Source organism: Mycetohabitans sp. B3, assembly GCF_021498065.1.
In the GTDB taxonomy this organism is placed as follows: Bacteria; Pseudomonadota; Gammaproteobacteria; order Burkholderiales; family Burkholderiaceae; genus Mycetohabitans.
Genome location: NZ_JAHLKN010000035.1, coordinates 161,174 through 182,310, shown reverse-complemented (window position 1 = coordinate 182,310; position 21,137 = coordinate 161,174). Strand labels below are relative to the sequence as shown.

Genomic DNA, 21,137 nt, shown 5'->3' with positions numbered 1-21,137 from the left:
TCATGTCCTTGTCACGCCGATCAGCAACCTGACGACAAACACGACAGCGAAACACAAAACAAGATTTTTGCGCGGTCTGCGCGCCACGCGTAGCCAAGTCGGTCAATTCCGATGCGCCGGCCATCACGACTGCAATAAGAAGCAACCGTGCTGTGGCGTGCAGCATCGCGGCACCTTTAGGCCCCGCATGACGCGCCCGCCGTTTGCGTGTGGCGGCTAGGTGATCTTCTTCGCGACAAAAATGCCGATCAGCAGGCACACCACGCACAGCACGACGAAGACGAAAAACAGGAATTTCGCAATCGCGGCCGCGCCCGTGGCAATGCCGCTGAATCCAAGCAATCCCGCGATGATGGCGACAATCGCAAAAAATAATGCCCACTTCAACATGATCGCGACCTCCATAGCAAGTGCCGGGATTCGGCAACGAGCGCAATTAAAGCAAAGGCAATGCCAGAATTGTTGCTCGCTACCCCGGCAACGCACTGGCTGACAACACATTGTCCTCTCGAAATCAAGGGTTTAGAGCCGTTTACCGAACGGTGGCACGACGCACTGGTTGTAGGTTACGCAGACAAGTAGAGGCCGCCACTTTGTTTCATACAATGAGTAAGCCTTACTCCATTTAGCGTAAGCTCTACCCTAATTTACTGAGACTGAAACCGCTGGAGATGGGTGGTGCGACCTCAAAAAAATCACGCGACCCTAGATCCCATCCCACGTTATGGACGGCAAACGTCACGGACAGCGGCGTCAACATTACGGACGGCGGTTGCCAAACGCCCCTGAACCAGTGTATCGTGAACCTGCTACGCGGGGGTCCTGCTTGCGCACCATTGTCAAGCGGGTGAGAAACACCCTTTGAACCTGATCTGGGTAATGCCAGCGCAGGGAAGCGTCCGGGGTCGATCAACGATGGTCGCCGCATCCGCCCCGCTCCACCGCTTCTCTGGTCTCCCGTGTTCCGTTGCCCTTGCCCACAGGAGACATGCGATGGTTGCCAACCCAAAGTTTCTGTCCGAGTCCGCACGCGTGGACGATGCCGCGGTCACGCCGCTGCCGAATTCCCGCAAAATCTATGTGACCGGCTCCCGGCCCGACCTGCGGGTTCCGATGCGCGAAATCAGCCAGGCCGACACACCGACCGGCTTCGGTGGTGAGAAAAACCCGCCGATCACGGTCTATGACACGTCCGGCCCGTATACTGATCCCGACGCCAGGATCGACATCCGTGCCGGCCTGCCCGCGCTGCGTGAGGCCTGGATCGAGGAGCGCGGCGACACCGAGCGGCTGAAAAGGCTCTCGAGCCAGTACGGCCAGGCCCGCGCGGCCGACCCGGACACCGCGCAACTACGCTTTCCAGGGCTACATCGCGCGCCGCGGCGAGCCAAAGCCGGCGCCAACGTGACCCAGATGCACTACGCGCGCCGCGGCATCATCACGCCGGAAATGGAGTTCATTGCGATCCGCGAAAACCAGCGTCGTCATGAGTATCTGGAGAGTCTGCGCGCCAGCGGGCCACAGGGCGCCAAGCTGGCCGAGCTGATCGGCCGGCAGCACCGTGGCAACGCATTCGGCGCGACGGCATTCAGTGGCACTCAGGCCCGCGAAATCACCCCCGAATTCGTGCGTGACGAAGTCGCGCGCGGTCGCGCGATCATTCCGGCCAACATCAATCATCCCGAATCCGAGCCGATGATCATCGGCCGCAACTTCCTGGTGAAGATCAACGCAAACATCGGCAACTCCGCTGTCACGTCATCGATCGGCGAGGAAGTCGACAAGATGACATGGGCGATCCGCTGGGGCGGCGATACCGTGATGGACTTGTCCACCGGCAAGAACATCCACGAGACGCGCGAGTGGATTATCCGCAACAGCCCGGTGCCGATCGGTACCGTGCCGATCTATCAGGCGCTGGAGAAAGTTCACGGCAAGGCGGAAGAACTGACCTGGGAAATCTTCCGCGACACGCTGATTGAGCAGGCCGAACAAGGCGTCGACTACTTTACGATTCATGCCGGCGTGCTGCTGCGCTATGTACCGATGACTGCAAGCCGCATGACGGGGATTGTCTCGCGCGGCGGTTCGATCATGGCCAAGTGGTGTCTTGCCCATCACCGCGAGAGCTTCCTGTACGAACATTTCGAAGACATCTGCGAGATCATGAAGGCATACGACGTGAGCTTCTCGCTGGGCGACGGGTTACGGCCGGGCTCGGTCTACGATGCAAACGACGAGGCGCAGCTCGCCGAACTCAAGACGCTGGGCGAGTTGACGCAGATTGCATGGAAGCACGATGTGCAGACGATGATCGAAGGCCCGGGGCACGTGCCGATGCAGTTGATCAAGGAAAACATGGACTTGCAGCTGGAGTGGTGCAACGAAGCGCCATTCTATACGCTCGGACCGCTGACCACCGACATCGCACCGGGATACGACCATATCACCTCGGGCATCGGCGCGGCGATGATCGGCTGGTTCGGCACCGCGATGCTGTGCTACGTGACGCCGAAGGAACATCTGGGGTTACCGAACAAAGACGATGTCAAGGAAGGCATTATCACGTACAAGCTTGCCGCACACGCCGCCGACCTTGCGAAGGGGCATCCCGGCGCGCAGATGCGTGACAACGCGTTGTCGAAGGCCCGCTTCGAGTTCCGTTGGGAGGATCAGTTCAATCTCGGACTCGATCCGGACAAGGCGCGCGAATTCCACGACGAGACACTGCCGAAGGATTCCGCAAAGGTTGCCCACTTCTGCTCGATGTGTGGCCCGCATTTCTGTTCGATGAAGATCACGCAGGACGTGCGCGAGTTTGCCGAGAAGCAAGGTGTTGGCGAAGTGGAGGCGCTGCGCAAGGGCATGGAAGTCAAGGCGATCGAGTTCAAGCAGTCGGGCGCCGAGATCTACCAGAAACAGTAAAGTAACATTTGCTTACAAAAGCGACGAATCGCCTACAAAGCCGTAACGTCTTGAAACGTATCGGCCGCGTACTATCGAATCAGGCCGACAATCAATACAACGAGGAGTCACCATCATGAATTCGGTTAAGCGTATTGGCGCCGCGGCGCTCGTCGCCGCGCTGCTGACGAGCTTGGTGGCGTGCGACGGGATGACCACACGCCAGCGCAACACCGCGATCGGCGCGGGCGTGGGCGGCGTCGCCGGCGCGGCAATCGGCGGCAACGCACTGTCGACGCTGGGCGGCGCAGCTGTCGGCGGCATCATCGGCAACCGGGTTGGCAAGTAAGGCTTCGTCGCGCGACAGGGACGCGGCTCGCGTGAGCCGCTGCGGAACGAGCCGGCAGGCGGCGCTTCCGCCGGCGGCACTTCTACCACCGCGCCGCTAGCCACCCCTGGCCGTCCCTCAGTCGCCCATCGGGGCGCACGCGGGCTCCGTCACGCCCGTCACGCTTATAAGGCGTGGCGGCGAACTACACCAAACAATATCTGTCCGGGGTGGACTCGTTGACCGTGGCGTGCGGCAGCATGGTCGGCGCGTCCATCGCCTTGTTGCCGCTGGCCGCGTGGTGTTGGCCTGCTGCCCCGGTCTCGACGCATGCGTGGCTCGCGGTACTGGCGCTCGGTGTCGCGTGCACGGGTATCGCGTACAGGCTCTACTTCCATTTGCTGGCCACGGCCGGCCCGGCCCGCGCGATGACGGTAACGTTCGTGATACCGGTGTTCGGTATTCTGTGGGGCGCGCTGTTCCTCGCGGAATCCGTGTCGATGCGGATGATCGAGGGATGCGGGGTCGTGCTGATCGGTACCGCGCTCGCCGCCGGCCTCATCAAGCGGTTACGCACGCAGGAATCGTAGCGCCTGGCGCTGGCTTGCCAATCCGCGACGGATCCTGTTGCGGTTGCGCGCCATGTTCGCCGTGGTGCCGGGCGCGCATCCGTATCATCGCGCAGATCGCATAGCCAAGCTTAACCGGATCCACTTGCGTGCGATATCCGGCAATCACGCCACTGGCCTCGAGCCTGCGGATCCGCTCGGATACAGCCGGCTGGCTCAGATGGACGCGCCGTCCGACCTCGGCATGCGAAATGCGGGCGTCTTGCTGCAGCAGTTCAAGAATCCGAAAATCATACTGATCGAGCTTGACATTCATGATGCTACGACTCAAAAGAAATGCTGACCGTCCGCCGGCCAGCAAGCATTACGTGCAAGGTACGCGCGAGCGAAGCGTCCAACATGGCAAGGTGCCGAGGAACATGATGCGACGTAGCGGCATGGCATGCATAGAAGGTATCATCGGCTATGAGGCCCTGGTGCGCTGCAACGTCAGCGCCAACGAAATCACCCGGGACGCGTTGCTGGCGCGGGCAATCCGGACCAGCTTCCATGATGCTATATCGGCTGAACTGGCCAGTAGGGGCAGACACTGAACCATGCACAAGCTCGTCGTTCCCGACCACGAAATCACCATGACGGCAGTGCGAGCGCAAGGCGCAGGTGGGCAAAACGTCAATAAGGTATCCAGTGCGATCCACTTACGGTTTTCGATTCGGTCTTCGTCGCTGCCCGAGGTTGTCAAGATGCGCTTGCTCGCGCTGAACGATAACCGTATTACGCGCGATGGGGTCATCGTGATCAAGGCGCAGTCCTACCGGACACAGGAGTCGAATCGTACCGAGGCGCTCGCACGCCTGCACGAGCTGATCGAACGCGCCAGTCTCCCCCGGCGACCCCGCCGGGCAACCCGGCCGACGCTGGCGTCGCGGATGCGCAGGCTCGACAAGAAGGCGCGCCATGGCCAAATCAAGGCCGGCAGACGGCCGGTGACCGACTAAGCTCCACAGGCGCTCACGACTTTATCGTGACGAGGCGGTTTCGCGCTGTGCACGCGCCGCCGCGTATCGTAACCGCGCCGACAGTCCGGTATCGCGGCGGGTCGGCGTGCCAATGGCCTGTGCCAGCACCGCACGCGTGCCAATAATCGCGATTTGAGCCCGTGCACGGGTCACAGCCGTGTAAATCAACTCCCGCGACAAAGCCCGGCTGAACGTAGGCGGCAACACCAGCGCAGCCCGTTCGAATTCCGAACCCTGTGACTTGTGGACCGTGAGCGCGAATGCCGTATCGTGCGACGGCAGCATTGCGGGCGACACACTCCGGCGCTGTCCAGCCCCCTGTTCGAAGACCACCCGCAGCGCGCCGTCGCCAGCCGGCAGCGCGATGCCGATGTCGCCATTGAACAGGCCGAGCGCATAGTCGTTGCGCGTGACGATGACCGGACGGCCAGCAAACCACCGGGCGGCCGGCGCAAATGGCAAACGGACGACCCGACGCAGTTCAGCACTGATCCACTCATTCAATGCATCGACACCGTGTGGACCGGCGCGAACCGCGCACAGCACACGGAATGCGTTAAGCGCGTCGAACAGCACACCGGCCTGCGGCTCGCGCCGCTGCAACATCCCAGCCAGCAGATCGGCATAGCGTGCGAAACCCCGCGCGATATATTCGCGTGCCGCGTGTCCGAGTGCCGGTCCGCCGTCATCGATGAAGTAGGCAGGCGCGCAATCGTCTGCCGCCTCGAGCACGCCGAGCGCGTCCGCCGGCGAACCGTCGCGGATTGCACTGGACAGCTGTCCAATCGGAGAATCAAGACCGAATCGATAGTTGGTCTGCAACCACACGACGCAATTGGCGAGCGCGGCGGGCTGTGCACTGTCGGCCGCGCTCGCCGTGTCGTTCGGCACCGGATCGATGGTACCCGCCCCATCCGCCGGATTGTCGTCGGCGAACAGATCGCGCTGTGCAGGCGCCGAGGGCGTCGTCGGCGTGTCAGGCGGCGCGGCCAACACGCCAAGCGTATCGAACAACGCGCGATAATCCGCCCGCTCCGGGAGCACATCCCCATCCGGTAGCAGATCAGTGTGTTCGCGTTGGGGCAGGCCACCGCGAACATGCCAGGCAAGCGCGTTGCGCAATGTGTTGGTCGTGCAGCCAAGCGCCTGCGCGATGCGCTCGGCGCGCTGGCCGACATAGCACGGATGGGCACTCAGTTCGGCGAACACCGCTCCCGCGTCGACCGCGGCCAATTGGTCCTTGTCGCCCAGTAGAATCAACCGAGCACGCGGTGCAACGGCGTCCACCAACCGGCTTGCCAGCGCGACGTCGATCATCGAAGCCTCGTCAACGACGATAACATCGTACGGCAAAGGATTGCGCCGATGGTGGCGAAAGCCCCTGTCCGGTGTGCTGCCCAGCAACCGATGCAGCGTATATGATGCGGTTGGCAGCTTGGCGGCGATATGGTGGGCCAACCGGTCTGTGCGGGACGCCAATGCCTCCAGCATGCGCTGTGCCGCCTTGCCGGTGGGCGCCGCCAGCGCGATGCGCAGGTCCGGTTTGGCATCGAGCAAACAGGCCAGCACGCCGACGACCGTGGTCGTCTTACCCGTGCCTGGCCCACCACTCACAATCGTCAGTTTCCCGGACAAGGCGACAGCCGCCGCGACGCGCTGCCAGTCGAGGCCGCTGCCGCTCGCCTCGCCGAAATAGCGGGACAACACGTTACGCCACCGCTGCGCGTCATCGGACGACGCATCATCAAATTCCGCTTGCGCACGTGCGCTCAGTGCATTGGCCAATCCACGCTCGAATTCGTAATAGCGTGCGAGATAGAGTCGGTCATCGGTATCGATCACCAGCGGCAAACGGGGCGCCGGCTCGTCATCGTCGATGCACGCGGCAACGCCGCTTGCGAGCAGTAACGCGCGGACTGTGTCGGGCGGCTGCCCGAGTTGCCGCGCGAGCGCTGCCAACTCGATGCAGACATGTCCGTTCGCAGTCGCCGCGCTGACCATCGCGGCGGCGGCCGCAGCGACGCGTGCATCGCCGGCGGCTGCTCCCAAGCGCTGCGCAAGCGCGCCGATCCGGCGCGAGAACCCCTGGGCCAGCATGATGTCAGTCATCACTGCTCTCCACCGAAGCCGGGCATGGTCCGTACCTCCTGAAATCAAGCATGGCTACCCCCCGCTGAAAACAGTGCGTCGAACGCCTCGACGACGGCGCGCGTCGGCCTGAATCGTTCGATGCCGGCACCAGGCCAATCCGGACGCACGCCTCGTAAAAATAGGTACAGGCTTGCACCAAAATGGGTGTCATAGTCGTAATCCGGCAGTCGCACCTTCAAATATCGGTGTAACGCAATCGTGTAGATCAACGCCTGCAGCCGGTATGCATGGGTGTCCATCGCGGCCGATAGCGCGTGCGCGCGATACGCGTGCGGCGAGTTGCCGAGATGGTTCGATTTCCAGTCGATAATCCAGAATCGGCCGCGGAACTCGACCACAGCATCGATGAACCCCTTCAGATAGCCGTGCAATACGCCATCGTCGAGAGCCACGCCGGCGATGCCGTGCTCCTCAAGCATTGTCGCAAGCCGGCGCATGTTGAGCGACGCAACCGGGAAGACAAATTCAAGCTCGGTCAACCGACGCGACGGATCCAGCTCGCCAAGCATGAAGTCCGCTTCGAGCGGAGTATGCGCAAGATCCCGCAACAGGCGCATCATCATGGCACTGAGCCGTTCCGTGCTCAACTCGCGCGAATGCACCGGCTGCTCGGTCAGCGCCCGCACGATGGCAGTTGGCCAGCTGGAAGGATCGCGCAGATCGGCAAGCTCCATCAGCCGATGCAGACAGTCGCCCGCGGCTGGCCCCCGGGGGAAACGCAGGATGTCGTCGTCATGTAGCCCAGTCAACGCGCTGTCCAGCATCGGTTCAGGTTCTGCTGCAATCGCCTGCGCATCAAACTGATCGACATCATCATCGTCGTCGTGATCGGGTCGCGCGTGCAACACATCGTCGATACCCGGTAACGGCCGCTGCCGCGCCGAGGCGAGCGAGCTAAAACTCGCGGTCCGCCAGGCATCGAAGAGATGGCGCGCCGGCACGCGTGGGCGCACGTCTACATGCGATGCATCAGGTGGAGGCAACGGATCACGCCGGGCCACGATCGGCAGCGGCACAACGACAATGCTATCCTCGTCACCCGGTAACGCGCGCCAGCATGCCGCCAACGCGGCAGCTTCAGGTGGTGCATCCAACCATGCGTCGAAATGCGACGATCCACCCGCAACGAGCCAGTTCAGCACACTTTGGCGCGCCTCCTTCGTCGATGCATGGGCGCCGCTCGCGTAGATCCCCGCAACGAGATAGCACCGATACACCGCACGCGTGAGCGCGACATAGATCAGGCGCGCACGCTCGGCCGCCTGTTCACGCATCACGCCTCGATCGATGCGCTGCGCGTCATCGCCGTCGCAGCCAAAGTGCAGCACGGCAAGTCCATCATCACGATGGTACTCGCGCGCCACCGGCAATGCAGTGGACGAGGGCCCTACACGTAATGCACCGTTGGTCAGGAACGGGCAAAACACCACGGGGTATTCGAGCCCCTTGGACTTGTGGACCGTCACAATCTGGACCAGGTCTCGGTCTGATTCGAGCCGCAATTGCGTCTCGTCGCCGATGCCGGGATCCGCGCGTTGCGCACTCAGCCAGCACAGGGTTGGCGCGATACCGGGGTGTTCGCTGTCACGAGCCTGAATCAGTTCGGCCAGGTGATTCACGTCGGTCAGCCGGCGTTCACCGTCGTCTGCTCTGGCCAGGCGCTGCGCAATGCGCAGTTCGCGCATCACGATGCGCCACATCGGCGCAAAGCCACGCTCGTGCCAAAGCAACCGATAGCCCGCAAACCGCTCCACCCACGATGCCGAATCCAGGTCCGATGGCACCGGCTCACATCGGCCAGCCACGGCAGCGGCTGGTTCACCTTGCTCGATGGCCCACAATGCCGCCGCGTCCAAACCGATCCAGTCCGTGGCCAATGCCGCCCGCAAGCGTCGCAAGTCACCTGGCGTGTCGATTGCCAGCAAGACGCGTTCGAATTGCTCCGCGTCGATCGACGCGAAAACCGAGGCTTGGGCAAGCTCCACGCTGCCGATGCCCCATCCGCGCAATACCCGTTTCATCAACATACCCTGCCGATGCGTCTGCACGAGCACGGCGATATTGGCCGGGGCGAGCGGCTCGGTGCCGATCGTCGCATCCCCTGCTCGCGCGTCGCGCATTAGCCGTGCGACCTCTGCCGCACACGCCTCGGCGGCTGCACGCTCGGCATCCCGCTTGCTCAGCGGCGCGTGGTCTGGCAGCCACCATACTCTTAGGGCCGCCCCACTGCCATCGGTTGCGCCGAGCGGATCGTGCCGGTCGGCAAATGTCGGTCGCGTCCTCATGCCGGCGCGCACTGGGTGATAGTAGAGTCCGCCTAGCACAAAAGCGCGCGGGTTGGCACCGAACAAGCGGTTGCACGCAGCGATCAGCGCGGGATCGGACCGTTGATTGACGGCCAACGTGTAGCGGGCGCTGGCATAAGCACGCGCGTCCAGGTACGTATGCAAATCGGCAGCACGAAAACTGTAAATCGCCTGCTTCGGGTCGCCAACGAGAAACAAGGGGCCCTTCGGCGCAAAAATCTGGTTAAAAATGGCAAACTGCAGCGGGTCTGTGTCCTGGAATTCATCGATTAGCGCTGCGGGATAGCGCTCACGCAACGCATCGGCGAGCCAACGGTGCGTATGCAGCGCACGATACAAATTGGCTAGCAGGTCATCAAACGACATGACCCGCGCAATGCGCTTACGTTCGGCAACGCTCGGCGGCCCAATATGCAGCCACTCGCGCACCAACGCAAACCAACGACGCAGATGCATCGCCTGCTCTGCACGGAACGCGGCAACCAACGCGTCCGCGCAGTCGAAGAACGGGTGTGCCGGCGGCTGGCATTTGGCCTTGGTGGCAGCGGCCAGTGAGGACGAAGTCAACTTCAGCGCGTCCTTCGAAATCGGCGCATAACGGTCACCGCGCACAAAAAAGCGCTCCCACGCCGCCAGCGCGGCTTGCACCTGAGACGGCTTGTGCGTGCGCCGGTCCAACTGGAGGGCACAGTCGGCAAGCCGCTGCGCGATCTGCTCTCGCTCTTCGCGCCATAGGTTGCCGGCGCGGTCAAAATGATCGATCGTCGTGTCAACCGTCGCATCACACGCCGGATCGGTCCATACGAGTTCGGCCAACGGCTTTTTTAGACGTTGCGCGAGCAGCGCCTGCAGCACCGTGGGCCCGGCGCCTTGCGAAACGAGCCAGTGTGCGAATCCCGGCGTGCGCGCCGCTTCCGGTTCAACGCGCTCGCGCCAGAACTGCGCGGCGACATCGAAGCGCAGCGCGGCGTCGTCGGCTTCGGTCTCGAGCGCGAACGGCATTGCAGCCGCAAACGGCGCTTCTTGCAGCGCACGTTGACAAAACGCATGAATTGTATGGATCGCGGCCTGATCAAAACCATGCAACGCGCGCCGGATCCGCTTCAGCGCGCGCTGTGTGGCCGTTTCCGGCGCGTCGCCATCAATAATAATCCGCCCGATTAGCCCGGTCACGAACGGGTCGTCCAGCGCGGCGCCATGCGCGAGCGCCTGCTCGAGTTGCATCAGGCGCGCTCGGATTCGCGCGTGCAGCTCCGCGGTGGCCGCTTTCGTAAAGGTCACGACCAGGATCTGGTCCGCTTGTAAGTCCTTTTCGAGCAACAGGCGGAGATAGAGCGCACAGATGTTCCAAGTCTTGCCGGTGCCGGCGGAGGCCTCGATCTGCGTCACACCATCAAGCGCGCACGCGAAGACGTCGAGTTCAAGCACGTCGGAAGTCATCAGGCGTCCTCCGCCGGCTGTAGGTGCGCGAGCAGTGGTTCGAACACCGTCTTGGCAATGGCGACAAACGTGTCATCCAGTGTCATCGGCGTGCCGCGCAACACGAGCTGGATCGCCGGATCGTCGAGCTCGCCACCCGTACGTTCGTTCGACCACGCGTTGCGGGCGGCGGAGTCGCTTTGCGACACGAGTAACCAGGCGCTTTTTGGAAAGAAACGCAACGGCGCGCGTAACCCGGCACGATACAGCGCAAGCAACTCGCCCAGGTACGCGTGCGGGTCCCGTGGCGTCGTGAGCACGAAGCGCTCGTCGTCGCCGATCCACAGCGTCTGACGTGATGCTTGCGGACTTGCGGCACACCAGCACAGATGGCGCAACCACGCATCAAGGTAATCACGAGCGGTCGGCCTAGCATAGCGGTAGAGTACCAATTCGTTACGTGTCACACCGTCCAGCACGCCAGTCAACACCGTCGGCAACAACACCGTCTCGCGCCACGCCGGCATCCGGTCCAGCAACGTCGATACGGACCCGAGCCGTTCAGGCCAGCGCGGGGCAACGTGGATCGAAAATTCGGCAGGTTCGAGTTTAGTGCCGACCTGCCCCCGGATGTGCTCGGCCAGCTTGCTCAACGCCACCACCTCACGCTCGTGTATCGCGCGTCCGGTCGCACCTCCCGGCAATTCGGGAATCGCACGCGCGATTTCATGGGCCCGCTCGGCGTACGCCGATGACTCCACTAGCAACGGCAACAGGCGCCCGGCAAGCGCATCGCGTCCCGCATAATCGAACTCGTACGGCTCGGTGTCGGGCAATGGGGCCTGCGCGCGATGCAGCACGATGCCCAGTCGTTCGCGCAGCAGCGCGCGTTGCGGGTGGCGCCAGAATCGCACCAATTCGTCCAACCCGATCGTCTCGCGCATATCGGGGGGCAGCGCGTCGCCAAAAAACGGCTGCATGGCGTCCGCCTCCATCCGCTGTGTCGGATCGGCAAGCGCTGCGGCCACTTGCGCGCGATCTGCATCGTAGGTCAACAAAGGCCCCTGCATCGAAAAATACGACAGCGCGAACGGCTGCAACGGATGTTCCGTGACAAAACTGCGCCGCGCCAGTGCAATTTCGTCAAGACTTGCCCCTTCGCCCGCCTTCAACGACGCAAGGTGATCAAGCAACTCGGTCACCAGCGCCGATGGCGGCAACTCGGCGTTGTCGCAGATATTGCGGCCGGTATAGCTGAGCAGCACGGTATCGCGCGCCGCCAACATGAGGTCTAGGAACAGGTTGCGCTCGTCATCGCGACGTTGCCGGTCGCCGGATTGCGCAAACGAGGCCATCAGGTCGAACTCATCCGCGCGCGAGAGCGTGGGCAACACGCCATCGTCGATGCCAGCCACGCAGACGACACGGAACGGCACACCACGCAGGCTGGATAGCGGCGATACGGTCACCGCGCCAGACGGGACCCCGCCGCGCGCAGGATCGTCGAGCACGGACAATAAAGCCGTACGCAACACCGCCGCGGGCAACGGTGTATGTGGCGCGCCTGCTTCGATTTGCACGAAGAGCGCATCGAGCGCGTCGCGCAGCCCGCTCAATGAATCAGCATCCGGGCCGCGGGCATCAAAGAACTGGTCGAGCACGGCGAGCAACACATGACGCCACTGCGCAACCGTATGCGGTGTCGCGCACGCGAGCGCGAATGCATCGAGCTCGTCGACGAATTGCGCGAGCCGCCCAAGCAGCATGGCGTCGGCGCCGGTGGATGCCGCCACCGGCAACCAATCGCCGACAGGCAGAGCGTCATCCGGCATCGCGTAGCCAAGAAACAACCGCGTCAAGGCGTCAGCAAACGTATGGCGAGCGCGGGGCGCGTCAAGATCCCGCTGCTCACGCGGCGCGAACGAACGGCGCGCGCCGGCGTGCGCCAACCACCGTTGCACGGTGTCCAGCGCCACCGGGTCGATGTCATAGCGCGCCGCAATCGCGTCCACGCGCAGCCATTCGACTAGCGCGGACGCGTTGACGTCGCGCTCCGCCAGGGCCAGCCAGTCCAGCAGCGTGCGCGCGAGCGGATTGGCTTGAGACGGCGGCAAGCCGGTGACGCGATATGGGATGCGGCGCGGGTCGCCCGGCGGCACCGCGCCGAACACCGCGTCCACGATCGGCGCGGCGGCAATCAGGTCGGGCACCGCGATCAGTACGTCGGCCGGCGTCAAACTCGGATCCGCATCGAATTCGGCCAGCAGCCGGTCATGGAGTACCTCGAACTGCCGCGTCAGGCTGTGACAGACGTGAACTTCGATGCCATCGCGCGCAGGCGGTGGCGATGGCGACACCGGATGCTCGAGCGACAGGATTGCATTCTGTACGACGGCGAGCCAGCTGCACGCCGGGGCCTCGACGAATTCGCTGCTCTCGCCCGCCACCGCACCCTCGGTATGCTCATGAAGCAACGCGAGTTGCGCTTGCGTCTGCCGCCCCCACTCGGCCAGCAGTGGGTGCCCGACCGTCTGGTAGTCGAGTTGCCCCGCCGCATCCAACGCGTCGGCGCGCCGTTGCGTGACGATGTCGAACCAGTACTCACGGCATGGATTAAGTGCATAGATCCGTACATCGATCCAGCGCGACAACTCGCGCAGCAATTGCACATGCAGTGGTGGCATCGTCGGCAACGCGAACACGCTGACCTGCGCCGGCCAGTCCGCGCGCGCGACATCGTCCAGATCCAATTGCGATGCGATCGACAGAAACCGGTATGCGGGCGGCGACATCCGTTCGAGCGCACCGGCATCGCGTCCGCCGGCTAGTTCGTTTAGCACGTCGCGCCACAATTGTGCTTGCCAAGCCTCGTCGGCACGCTGTATCGGCGTCACGCCGGCAAGCCGTTGCGCGCCGTCCGGCTGGTGGCGCGGCGCGAAGATCGACTCGCCTGCCAGCCATTGGGCAAGCCAATGTGGACGATACGTTAGATAATGATCGAAAACGCAGGCAATGCGACGCGCCAGATCGAACATCATCGCAGGATCCGCCGCCGCCAGGTAGGCGTCCAGTCGCGTCAAGGGCGTCTGGCCGTCGCCATCGCACACCGTGCCGCGCTGCGCGAGCATCCGGTAAAGCCGCCATACGAGCCGCTCCGGCGCGAACGGCGATTCGCACGGCACGTCGATTGCTTCGACGCGCGCGATCTGTGCCCATAACCACTGCGCGAGATAGCAGAATTCGACATTCGCGCACAGGCCGAACCGGTCGGCGTAGTCCAATTCGAGCCGTCGGCGTACCGCGACATTCGGCACGATGATCGGCTGCGGCCGCCACAGGTCGCCGCCGATGCGCTCGAGGTCGTCCAACAGCGCCGCGGCAAGCGTCTCGTAGCGGTTTGAATAAAACAGTTCAAGCATGAAGCGGCGGATGAAAATCGCGACGCGCGACGGCCACATGGACGCCCCGTCGCCAGTGAAAGACCCAAGCATAACAAAGCGCCGGCCGCCCGCGAACCCGGCCGTTCGGCCTATTGTGCGTGACGGGCCCGTGGCGTTACGCTGTCCCGGTACGTTAACGGGCTGTGGGCCGGAAGCCTAGCCGCCGGCACGCACGAGCATGACTTCAGGCGGCCGCAAAAAACATCGGCGAAGTGCGCTAGACTCGCAGCATTGTGTGCCCGCCCAAGCGTCGATGCGATATTCGATCGAAATCAAGAAATTTCTCTACAGTCAGTATTTCTACGGTGGGCTTCGGATCGCGACCGGCATCTCGTTGCCGGCCGTGGTATTGCTCGTCGTCTTTCACAATCGGGAGCTAGGCTTCACGATTTCGACCGGCGCACTGGGCGCATGTGTGGTCGACATGCCCGGGCCCCTGAAATACAAACACAACGAGATGCTCGCGTGCAGCGTGATCGGGTTCTTTTCGGCGCTGGCCACCGGCATCGCGACCGCTCACCCGCTATCGCTGTGGCTAACGGTCGTACCGTTGACTTTCGTGCTGTCCTTGATCGTCGTCTACGGGAACAAGTGGCCGCAGATCAGCTTCGCGACGCTATTCATGATGGTGGTGACGCTGGAGGAGCGCTTCACGCCGCTCCAGGCACTGGCCAATGCCGGCTGGATCCTGGCCGGCGGAATCTGGTACACGTACTGGTCGACGTTCGTGTCACGCTGGCAGACCCACCGGATCGAGCAACAGGCGATCGCCGAAAGTGTGTTCGCATGCGCCGACTACCTGCGCGCGCGCGCTCGTTTCTATGGTCCGGCGCATGATCTGGATGAGTGCAATAGGCAACTAGTCGACAAGCAGGTGCTGGCCGTAGACCGACAAGAGGCGGCGCGCGACATCGTACTGCGTAACCTGCCGAAGCTGCGCAGCGGGCAACTCGATGCACGCCGCACGATGTTGTTCAACTTGTTCATCAATACGGTCGACCTGCACGAGCTGTTCGTCGGTGCACACGTCGATCACGCGATGATCCGCGCAACCTTCGGCGGCTCGGACTTGATGGTATTTTTTCGCGATCTGATCAAGAAGGCCGCGTCCGACCTGGAAGACATTGGGCTAGCCGTGCTACAGGATCGCCCGTCGGCACAGCGAATCAACGCGAAGGCGGAACTGCGCGCGATCGAGTACGAGATCGAGCTGATGCGCAAAAAGGCATTGCCAACCACCAATCCGGAGGCGTACTCGACGATTGTGTCGGCATTCCGGCGCGTCTGGAGCGCACAGCGGCTAATCGAGCGCATGCACCGCAACACGCGCGTGGATATCAGCACGCAAGACACGGAGATGCGGATCGATCAGGCGCTGTCGCGCTTCCTATCGAGCCGGCGCGTGCCGTGGCTGCAGATCTTCTCGAATCTAACCATGTCCTCGCCCAGCTTTCGGCACGCGTTGCGCGTCACCGTTGCGGTGGCGATCGGCTTGTGGCTTGGCCGCCTGCTGCCGCTCACGAACGCGTACTGGATTGTGATGACGACCATCATCATCCTGAAGCCTGGTTACTCGCTCACCAAACAACGCAATACGCAACGGATCATCGGTACCACGATTGGCTGTGCGGCGAGCATCGCGCTGATTCTGTTCGTGAAGGAACCGCCGCTGCTGTTGGCCGTCATGTTCGCCAGCATGGTGATGAGCTACAGCCTGTTGCTGTTCAACTACACGGCCAGCGTCGTATTCACGTCGTCATATGTCCTGTTGATGTTCCACATGCTGGCACCCGGTAGTCTGCGCATCATCGGCGAACGTGCGATTGATACAGTGCTAGGCTGCGCGATTGCGATCGCCGCAAGCCACCTGTTTCCCTATTGGGAGTATCGGCTGATGGGCAAACTCGTCAACGGCTTGCTCAGCGCAACCCGGCAATATCTGGAAATCTGCTGGTATGCGGGCAAATCGGGGACCGCGGCCAGCAGCGTAACAGACCAGGCCAAGCCGCCCACTCCGGATCCGACCGCGCCGGCGGACAAGAAGGGTACGGGCAAGAAGGCCAGCGCGCTGGTTTCCAGCGCAACCGCACAACCAACGCCGGCGGCCAGCGCCGCCGCGTCGGCGATTGACAGCGACATTCGATACCGGCTCGCGCGTAAGAATGTGCATATTGCATTCGCCAACGTCGGGCAGGCGTTGCAGCGCATGTTGCTCGAACCGAAGTCCGCGCAACGCTATGTCGCTGAGTTGAACGACCTGTTGGTGCGCGTGCACGCGTTGACGGCACAGATCACGGCGTCCGCGCCGCTGATGATGACGCTGTCACAGTCACCGGCCCGTACGGCCGGGATCGTGGGCGCCACTGGATGGGGCACCCAGCCCGTACCGGTCGTCGATGCACAAGCGCTTGCGCCACTGCGCAAGGCGCTGGGCATCGTCCATGACAATTTGGTACAGGCCGAAGCGGGCGTCGCACCGCCCCCCGAGCAAACGAGCATCGTCAAGCAATTGAATCATGAGCTGGACCAAATGGTCGTCGACGCGGAACGCACGCGCAGCGAATCGTCCGACGTAGCGCAAGAGCTCAAAGGGTTGGCATACCAGTGTAAGCAGATGGTGGGCGCATCGTTTCTCATCCGCAAGGATGCAAGCGTCATCAAGCTGCCGACATAGGACTCGACGCCGTTAACGGCTCCCAGGCACCGGCGTGGCAGCCGACGCACCGGCCACCGGGGCACCCTGCACGCCGACGCGCGCGGGCGACGCGGATACCGCAGCCGATGCGCCGAGCGTGGCAGACACCGCGCGTGCGACATCCGCAGCGGCTTGATGATGCTCGGCATCGTACTCCCGCTTGCCCGACAGTGCATTGAACAGCACGGTCGCAAGCACCCCGGCAACGATGCCGACAATCATCACGCCGACCCACGCTGCGGGATCGAGATGTCGGCGGCGACCAGTCTCGGGAGCGGGCTGGCGTGGGTTAATACGTCAGCTAAGCGCTAACCGCTGGTGGCGCGCGACCGACCAGCGATGCGATCGCCAGCAGTAGATCGGCCGGGTCGACGGGCTTGGCTAAGTGCGTTTGGAAGCCGGCCATCAGTGCGCGCCGGCGATCCTCGCCGTGGACCCGGCCGGACAATGCCGCGGCCGGCGTCATTCCACCTCGCGCCGCCTCGCGCTCGCGCAACTGTGCGATGAATGCGAAACCGTCTTCCTCCGGCATGCCCAGATCGCTGATGACGACATCGGGCGTGCCGTCGTCAAAGGCCTGCAACGCGTCCCGCACGGACGCCACCGCGCTCACCTGTGCGCCGCGCTCCTCGAGCACGCGCTGCACGAGTTCACGCGCATCGGCTTCATCTTCGATCACCAGCACGTGAACGCCATCCAGACGCGGTAGCGCCGTATTCGGCTGCGCGCTGATCGGTGCCACTGCGCCGCGGCGCGTGTCGGCGCCGGTCGTCACCGTGGGCAGCGTCACCGTAAATGTCGCGCCACGCTGTTCACCCTCGCTGGCCGCGGTGATATGGCCTCCATGCATCTCGACCAGTTCCTTGACGATCGACAACCCCAGCCCTAGGCCGCCAAACTGGCGTGTGGTACTCGCGTCCTCCTGTCGGAAACGCTCAAATACGTGCGGCAGGAACGCCTCGCGGATACCACAGCCCGTATCGCTGACGACTAGTCGCGCCTCGCCGTCGCCGCTGGTTAGCGTGACCGCCACGCGTCCACGCCGGGGCGTAAACTTGATTGCGTTGGTCAGCAAATTCCAAATAATCTGCTGCAGCCGAGCGGGATCACCATTGACCACTGCCGGCGCGCCGAGCACTGGCATGACGCGAAGCTCCTTCGCGTCGGCTGCTAGCTGTACGGTCGCGATCACGTCGGTGATCACATCGACCAGTTCGACGCGCTGCACGTTGAGCCCCACCTTGCCCGCCATGATGCGCGACATGTCCAGCAGATCATCGATCATCTGCGATTGCAGCCGTGCATTGCGGTGGATCACCTGCAGGCCCTTCTCGACGCGAGCCGGATCGGACGCGTCACGCAGCAGCAACTGGGCCCATCCGACGATGGCATTCAGCGGCGTGCGCAGTTCGTGCGACAGCGTGGCGACGAACTCGTCTTTGAGCCTGGATGCTCGCTCCGCTTCCGAGCGAGCCTGCCGCTCATTCGCGAGCAAATGCTCACGCTCCTGCGCAGCCAGCTTCTGGTCGTCGATGTCGGTCGACGTGCCAAACCACTTGCTAACCCGGCCGGCGCTGTCCAGCAGCGGCGCGGCCCGGGTCTTGAACCAGCGCCATGCGCCGTCGGCAGCCCGCAGCCGATGTTCGACATCGTAATCGCTACTGTCGCGCAAAGCGTCGGACCAACACTGTACAGTATGCTCGCGATCCTCAGGATGAACCAGCACGTCCGGCCACACGTGGCCAAGTAGTGACGGCGCGTCCATACCCGTGTAGGACAGCAACTGCTTGGACGCGAAATCGATCCGTCCGTCGGGCAACGCGGTCCAGACCAGTTGCGGGATCGCCTCCGCCAGCGTCCGGTAGTGCAACTCCCTTGCACGGACCAGCTCCGCCTCGGCAATTTCCCGCTGCGCGCGCTTCTGCGCCAACACGCGCTCGATTGCCTGTGGCAAATAATCAAGGTAATCGGAGGTCTTGGGCACCACGTCCGCGACGCCCGAGCGCAGTGCCTCGATCACCCGCGTCTCGTCGGCAAAGCCGGTGCACAGGATGGCGGGCAGCATCGTGCCCTGCATGCGTAAAGAGCGCAGGAAGTCAAGCCCCGTCTCGGCAGTACCGAGCACATAGTCTACGACCAGCACGTCAGGCCACCGCTCCTGGCCCCGGCTGTCCAGCCACGCGCGCGCGGCCTGCGTGCCCGTCAACGTCACCACGTCGAATCCGGCGCGGGTAAGCGCGCGGCGGGCCAGGCTAAGCAGACCCTCGTCGTCATCGATAATCAGTGCACAGGCAGCCGGCTGGCCATCCGCACCCAATACTCCGGGTGACGAATCGACTCGATGAGAAGCAGGCGTCATACGGGGAACGTCGAGTGAGTAGGCAACGGACGGTCCGGAGCCAAAGCGCTGGCGCCGGGCTCCAGCCCGCTACCTGGGCGCAAGCGACCGACGCGCGCGGCCCTGGCTCCCGCGTTGACGCGGGCCAGCGTGTTCAGTGCTGCCGCACGCAACGCTTCATGTGCACTGCTAGATTCGGGCAGCGACAAGTAGAACGTCGAGCCGAATCCTTCACTGGACTCGGCCCACACGTTGCCACCGTGTCGCTCGACAACACGGCGCACGAGCGCCAGTCCAATACCCTCGCCCTTGGCTGCGCCACCGTGCAAGCGCTGGAACGCGGTGAACAATTTGGGCAGTGCCGACGCGGGAATGCCATATCCGTTGTCGCGCACGTAGTAAATGCGTAACGAGTGCACGCCGACCGGGTTCGGACGCGTACCGATTTCGATCTCGCCAGCGCGGCTCGGATCAAGATAATTGACCGCATTGGAAATCAAGTTCGCGAAGACTTGCTCGACCGCGGTCGGATCGCCCCATGCGGACGGCAACGAATGCGTCTTCACAGTCACGCCCCGGCTCTTAATCGAGTCGCGCATAGCATCCACCACGCGGGACACCACCGCCTGTACATCGACTTGTTGCGGTCGGTACTCGACCCGGCCCGCGCGCGAGAGCCGCAGCAACGCGTCGATGATACTGGCCGAGCGCATCACCGCTGTTTGCAGAAAGCGCAACGCCTCGGCAATATCGTCGTCGACAATCCGCAACAGCCGGCGCCGTTGTGTGTCGGTCAGCGTGCTGCGCGCCAGTATCTGGCGCAGTGAGTCGCACGCCAAACTCAGTTCCTGCGAAAATCCTTGCAGGTTGACCAGCGGCGCGCGCAAGTCATGCGACACGCTGTAGATGAACATTTCGTTTTCTTGCGTACGCTCGCGCAAATGCTCGTTCATCGTGCCGAGTTCCTCGGCCTGATGCGCGAGGTCAGACCGATAGCGCGACTCGATGCGCTCCGCTTCAAGCAGGCGTCGGCTCGTCTGGTGCAGCGCGAGGTCCAACTCGGCGATTTCATCGTCGCCCCCGAGCATCGGTGCGAGCGGCGCATTGTTCGCGAGCTGCTTAGTGTTGTCCGCAAGCGTGCGCAGCCGCCGTCGCACGCTCGACGTGAACACGTAGACCGCGATGGCGCCGGTAATGATCGACGCGACCACGGCCGACACGAGCAGCACCTGCTGCATGCGGCGCGCCTCGGCGACACGTTCGGTACGCACGCTGTCCAGCCGCATTTCCTCTTGTTGCAACGCGGCGACCTGCGCACGGAAGTAATCGACGATATCGTGGCCATTGATCTCGCGAAAGCGGGCCACAAGCCCCGCTTGATGACCGTGCCGAAGCAGTTCCTGCGAACGCTCACTCCACTGCCGGTATGCCTGTGCGCTTTGCCGGATCTGCACCGCGCGTTCGACCTGCAACGGATTGTCGGCAACCAGTTCGATCAATCGGTCAATGCGACGGTCGATCTCGCCCCATTGGCTGGGCGGCGTCCATACCTGTCCATATCCGTCAATCACGGCGCCGCGCATGCGCACGGCATCGACGAGCACTGGGTCGAGCACGGCAGTGGCCTGACTCAGCACTTCCTTGCTCCGCACTGCCCACTGCTCCGCTTCCAGGGCCTCAGCCTGGGTACGCATCACGCCGACCAATAAGCCAAGCTCAACGAGGCTCGGAATCGCGATCAGCAGCAGCCCTTTGGTGATCAGTCTCATACAGCGTTCTGGCGTTGGCGAAACAATGCGCACAGCAATGCCCGATTCGGCGCACGCGCGAAACGGCATGACAAGCACGCGGCGGCGCGGCGTGTCGCCGGATCTGCCGCGGAGCCATTATCGCGTCGTTTAGCCTAAATGACAAAAGCCCATGTTGTGACAAATGACCTTCATCGATTCAGATATAAGGGACACAACA

Annotated in this window: 12 protein-coding genes, 1 pseudogene and 1 riboswitch; of the genes and pseudogenes, 5 read left to right on the top strand and 8 right to left on the bottom strand. The window is 63.1% G+C overall.

Translation table 11 applies throughout. From position 1 onward, the window contains the following. Positions 1-216: 216 nt before the first annotated feature. Positions 217-390 carry a DUF1328 family protein gene (locus KQH55_RS10825; RefSeq protein WP_076794591.1) on the bottom strand — a complete coding sequence of 58 codons (174 nt, stop codon included), beginning with the start codon at positions 388-390 and terminating at the stop codon, positions 217-219. A 415-nt stretch (positions 391-805) separates the two neighbouring features. After that, positions 806-912: riboswitch (TPP riboswitch) on the top strand. Positions 913-993: 81 nt separating this feature from the next. Between KQH55_RS10825 and thiC the strand changes: the two genes are divergently transcribed. From thiC to KQH55_RS10810, 3 genes and pseudogenes are all read left to right on the top strand, one after another. Then, complete coding sequence (gene thiC / locus KQH55_RS10820; protein WP_076788145.1) at positions 994-2,925, top strand: phosphomethylpyrimidine synthase ThiC; 1,932 nt, start codon at positions 994-996, stop codon at positions 2,923-2,925. A gap of 115 nt (positions 2,926-3,040) precedes the next feature. Beyond that, positions 3,041-3,253: a glycine zipper 2TM domain-containing protein gene (locus KQH55_RS10815; RefSeq protein WP_076794329.1), complete on the top strand. Its 213-nt coding sequence runs from the start codon at positions 3,041-3,043 to the stop codon at positions 3,251-3,253. Positions 3,254-3,423: 170 nt separating this feature from the next. Beyond that, a pseudogene (locus tag KQH55_RS10810) lies at positions 3,424-3,822 on the top strand (DMT family transporter); the annotation flags it as partial. Here KQH55_RS10810 and KQH55_RS10805 read toward each other — a convergent pair. Further along, entirely contained in the window at positions 3,794-4,117 is a 324-nt protein-coding gene (locus tag KQH55_RS10805) for an Lrp/AsnC family transcriptional regulator (protein ID WP_076794330.1), read from the bottom strand. The pseudogene KQH55_RS10810 and the gene KQH55_RS10805 overlap by 29 nt on opposite strands. Positions 4,118-4,397: 280 nt before the next feature. Here KQH55_RS10805 and arfB point away from each other — a divergent pair, with 280 nt between their 5' ends. Continuing rightward, positions 4,398-4,799, top strand: coding sequence for an alternative ribosome rescue aminoacyl-tRNA hydrolase ArfB (gene arfB / locus KQH55_RS10800; RefSeq protein WP_235090875.1), 402 nt, complete (start codon positions 4,398-4,400; stop codon positions 4,797-4,799). A gap of 21 nt (positions 4,800-4,820) precedes the next feature. Here arfB and KQH55_RS10795 read toward each other — a convergent pair whose 3' ends face one another. Genes KQH55_RS10795 through recC form a run of 3 tightly spaced genes read right to left on the bottom strand, consistent with a single transcriptional unit; the run spans position 4,821 to position 14,115 of the window. Beyond that, entirely contained in the window at positions 4,821-6,929 is a 2,109-nt protein-coding gene (locus KQH55_RS10795) for an AAA family ATPase (RefSeq protein WP_235090873.1), read from the bottom strand. Positions 6,930-6,973: 44 nt separating this feature from the next. Then, positions 6,974-10,717, bottom strand: a complete 3,744-nt coding sequence (gene recB, locus KQH55_RS10790; RefSeq protein WP_235090871.1) for an exodeoxyribonuclease V subunit beta — start codon at positions 10,715-10,717, stop codon at positions 6,974-6,976. Beyond that, on the bottom strand, positions 10,717-14,115 hold the full coding sequence (gene recC / locus KQH55_RS10785; protein ID WP_235090887.1) for an exodeoxyribonuclease V subunit gamma: 3,399 nt from the start codon (positions 14,113-14,115) through the stop codon (positions 10,717-10,719). The genes recB and recC overlap by 1 nt, the downstream gene beginning before the upstream one ends. Positions 14,116-14,389: 274 nt before the next feature. Here recC and KQH55_RS10780 point away from each other — a divergent pair, with 274 nt between their 5' ends. After that, the gene (locus tag KQH55_RS10780; protein WP_076788158.1) at positions 14,390-16,810 is read left to right on the top strand and encodes an FUSC family membrane protein; all 2,421 of its coding nucleotides are present in this window, start codon (positions 14,390-14,392) and stop codon (positions 16,808-16,810) included. 12 nt (positions 16,811-16,822) lie between these two features. On the opposite strand, the gene KQH55_RS10775 is transcribed toward KQH55_RS10780, so the two are convergent. The 3 genes from KQH55_RS10775 to KQH55_RS10765 form a co-directional block, all read right to left on the bottom strand. Further along, on the bottom strand, positions 16,823-17,056 hold the full coding sequence (locus KQH55_RS10775) for a hypothetical protein (RefSeq protein ID WP_139337196.1): 234 nt from the start codon (positions 17,054-17,056) through the stop codon (positions 16,823-16,825). Between the two features lie 76 nt (positions 17,057-17,132). Further along, positions 17,133-19,190 carry a response regulator gene (locus KQH55_RS10770; RefSeq protein WP_235090869.1) on the bottom strand — a complete coding sequence of 686 codons (2,058 nt, stop codon included), beginning with the start codon at positions 19,188-19,190 and terminating at the stop codon, positions 17,133-17,135. Next, complete coding sequence (locus KQH55_RS10765; protein ID WP_076788163.1) at positions 19,187-20,938, bottom strand: ATP-binding protein; 1,752 nt, start codon at positions 20,936-20,938, stop codon at positions 19,187-19,189. Before KQH55_RS10765 ends, KQH55_RS10770 begins: the two co-directional genes overlap by 4 nt. Between the last annotated feature and the right edge of the window lie 199 nt (positions 20,939-21,137).

What these genes read in the sequence shown, in the direction of transcription:
- KQH55_RS10780 (WP_076788158.1), top strand. Translation starts at nt 14,390, where the DNA reads ATGCGATATTCGATCGAAATCAAGAAATTTCTCTACAGTCAGTATTTC.
- KQH55_RS10770 (WP_235090869.1), bottom strand. Translation starts at nt 19,190, where the DNA reads ATGACGCCTGCTTCTCATCGAGTCGATTCGTCACCCGGAGTATTGGGT.
- recB (WP_235090871.1), bottom strand. Translation starts at nt 10,717, where the DNA reads ATGACTTCCGACGTGCTTGAACTCGACGTCTTCGCGTGCGCGCTTGAT.
- arfB (WP_235090875.1), top strand. Translation starts at nt 4,398, where the DNA reads ATGCACAAGCTCGTCGTTCCCGACCACGAAATCACCATGACGGCAGTG.
- KQH55_RS10825 (WP_076794591.1), bottom strand. Translation starts at nt 390, where the DNA reads ATGTTGAAGTGGGCATTATTTTTTGCGATTGTCGCCATCATCGCGGGA.
- KQH55_RS10815 (WP_076794329.1), top strand. Translation starts at nt 3,041, where the DNA reads ATGAATTCGGTTAAGCGTATTGGCGCCGCGGCGCTCGTCGCCGCGCTG.
- KQH55_RS10795 (WP_235090873.1), bottom strand. Translation starts at nt 6,929, where the DNA reads ATGACTGACATCATGCTGGCCCAGGGGTTCTCGCGCCGGATCGGCGCG.
- KQH55_RS10765 (WP_076788163.1), bottom strand. Translation starts at nt 20,938, where the DNA reads ATGAGACTGATCACCAAAGGGCTGCTGCTGATCGCGATTCCGAGCCTC.
- thiC (WP_076788145.1), top strand. Translation starts at nt 994, where the DNA reads ATGGTTGCCAACCCAAAGTTTCTGTCCGAGTCCGCACGCGTGGACGAT.
- KQH55_RS10805 (WP_076794330.1), bottom strand. Translation starts at nt 4,117, where the DNA reads ATGAATGTCAAGCTCGATCAGTATGATTTTCGGATTCTTGAACTGCTG.
- recC (WP_235090887.1), bottom strand. Translation starts at nt 14,115, where the DNA reads ATGCTTGAACTGTTTTATTCAAACCGCTACGAGACGCTTGCCGCGGCG.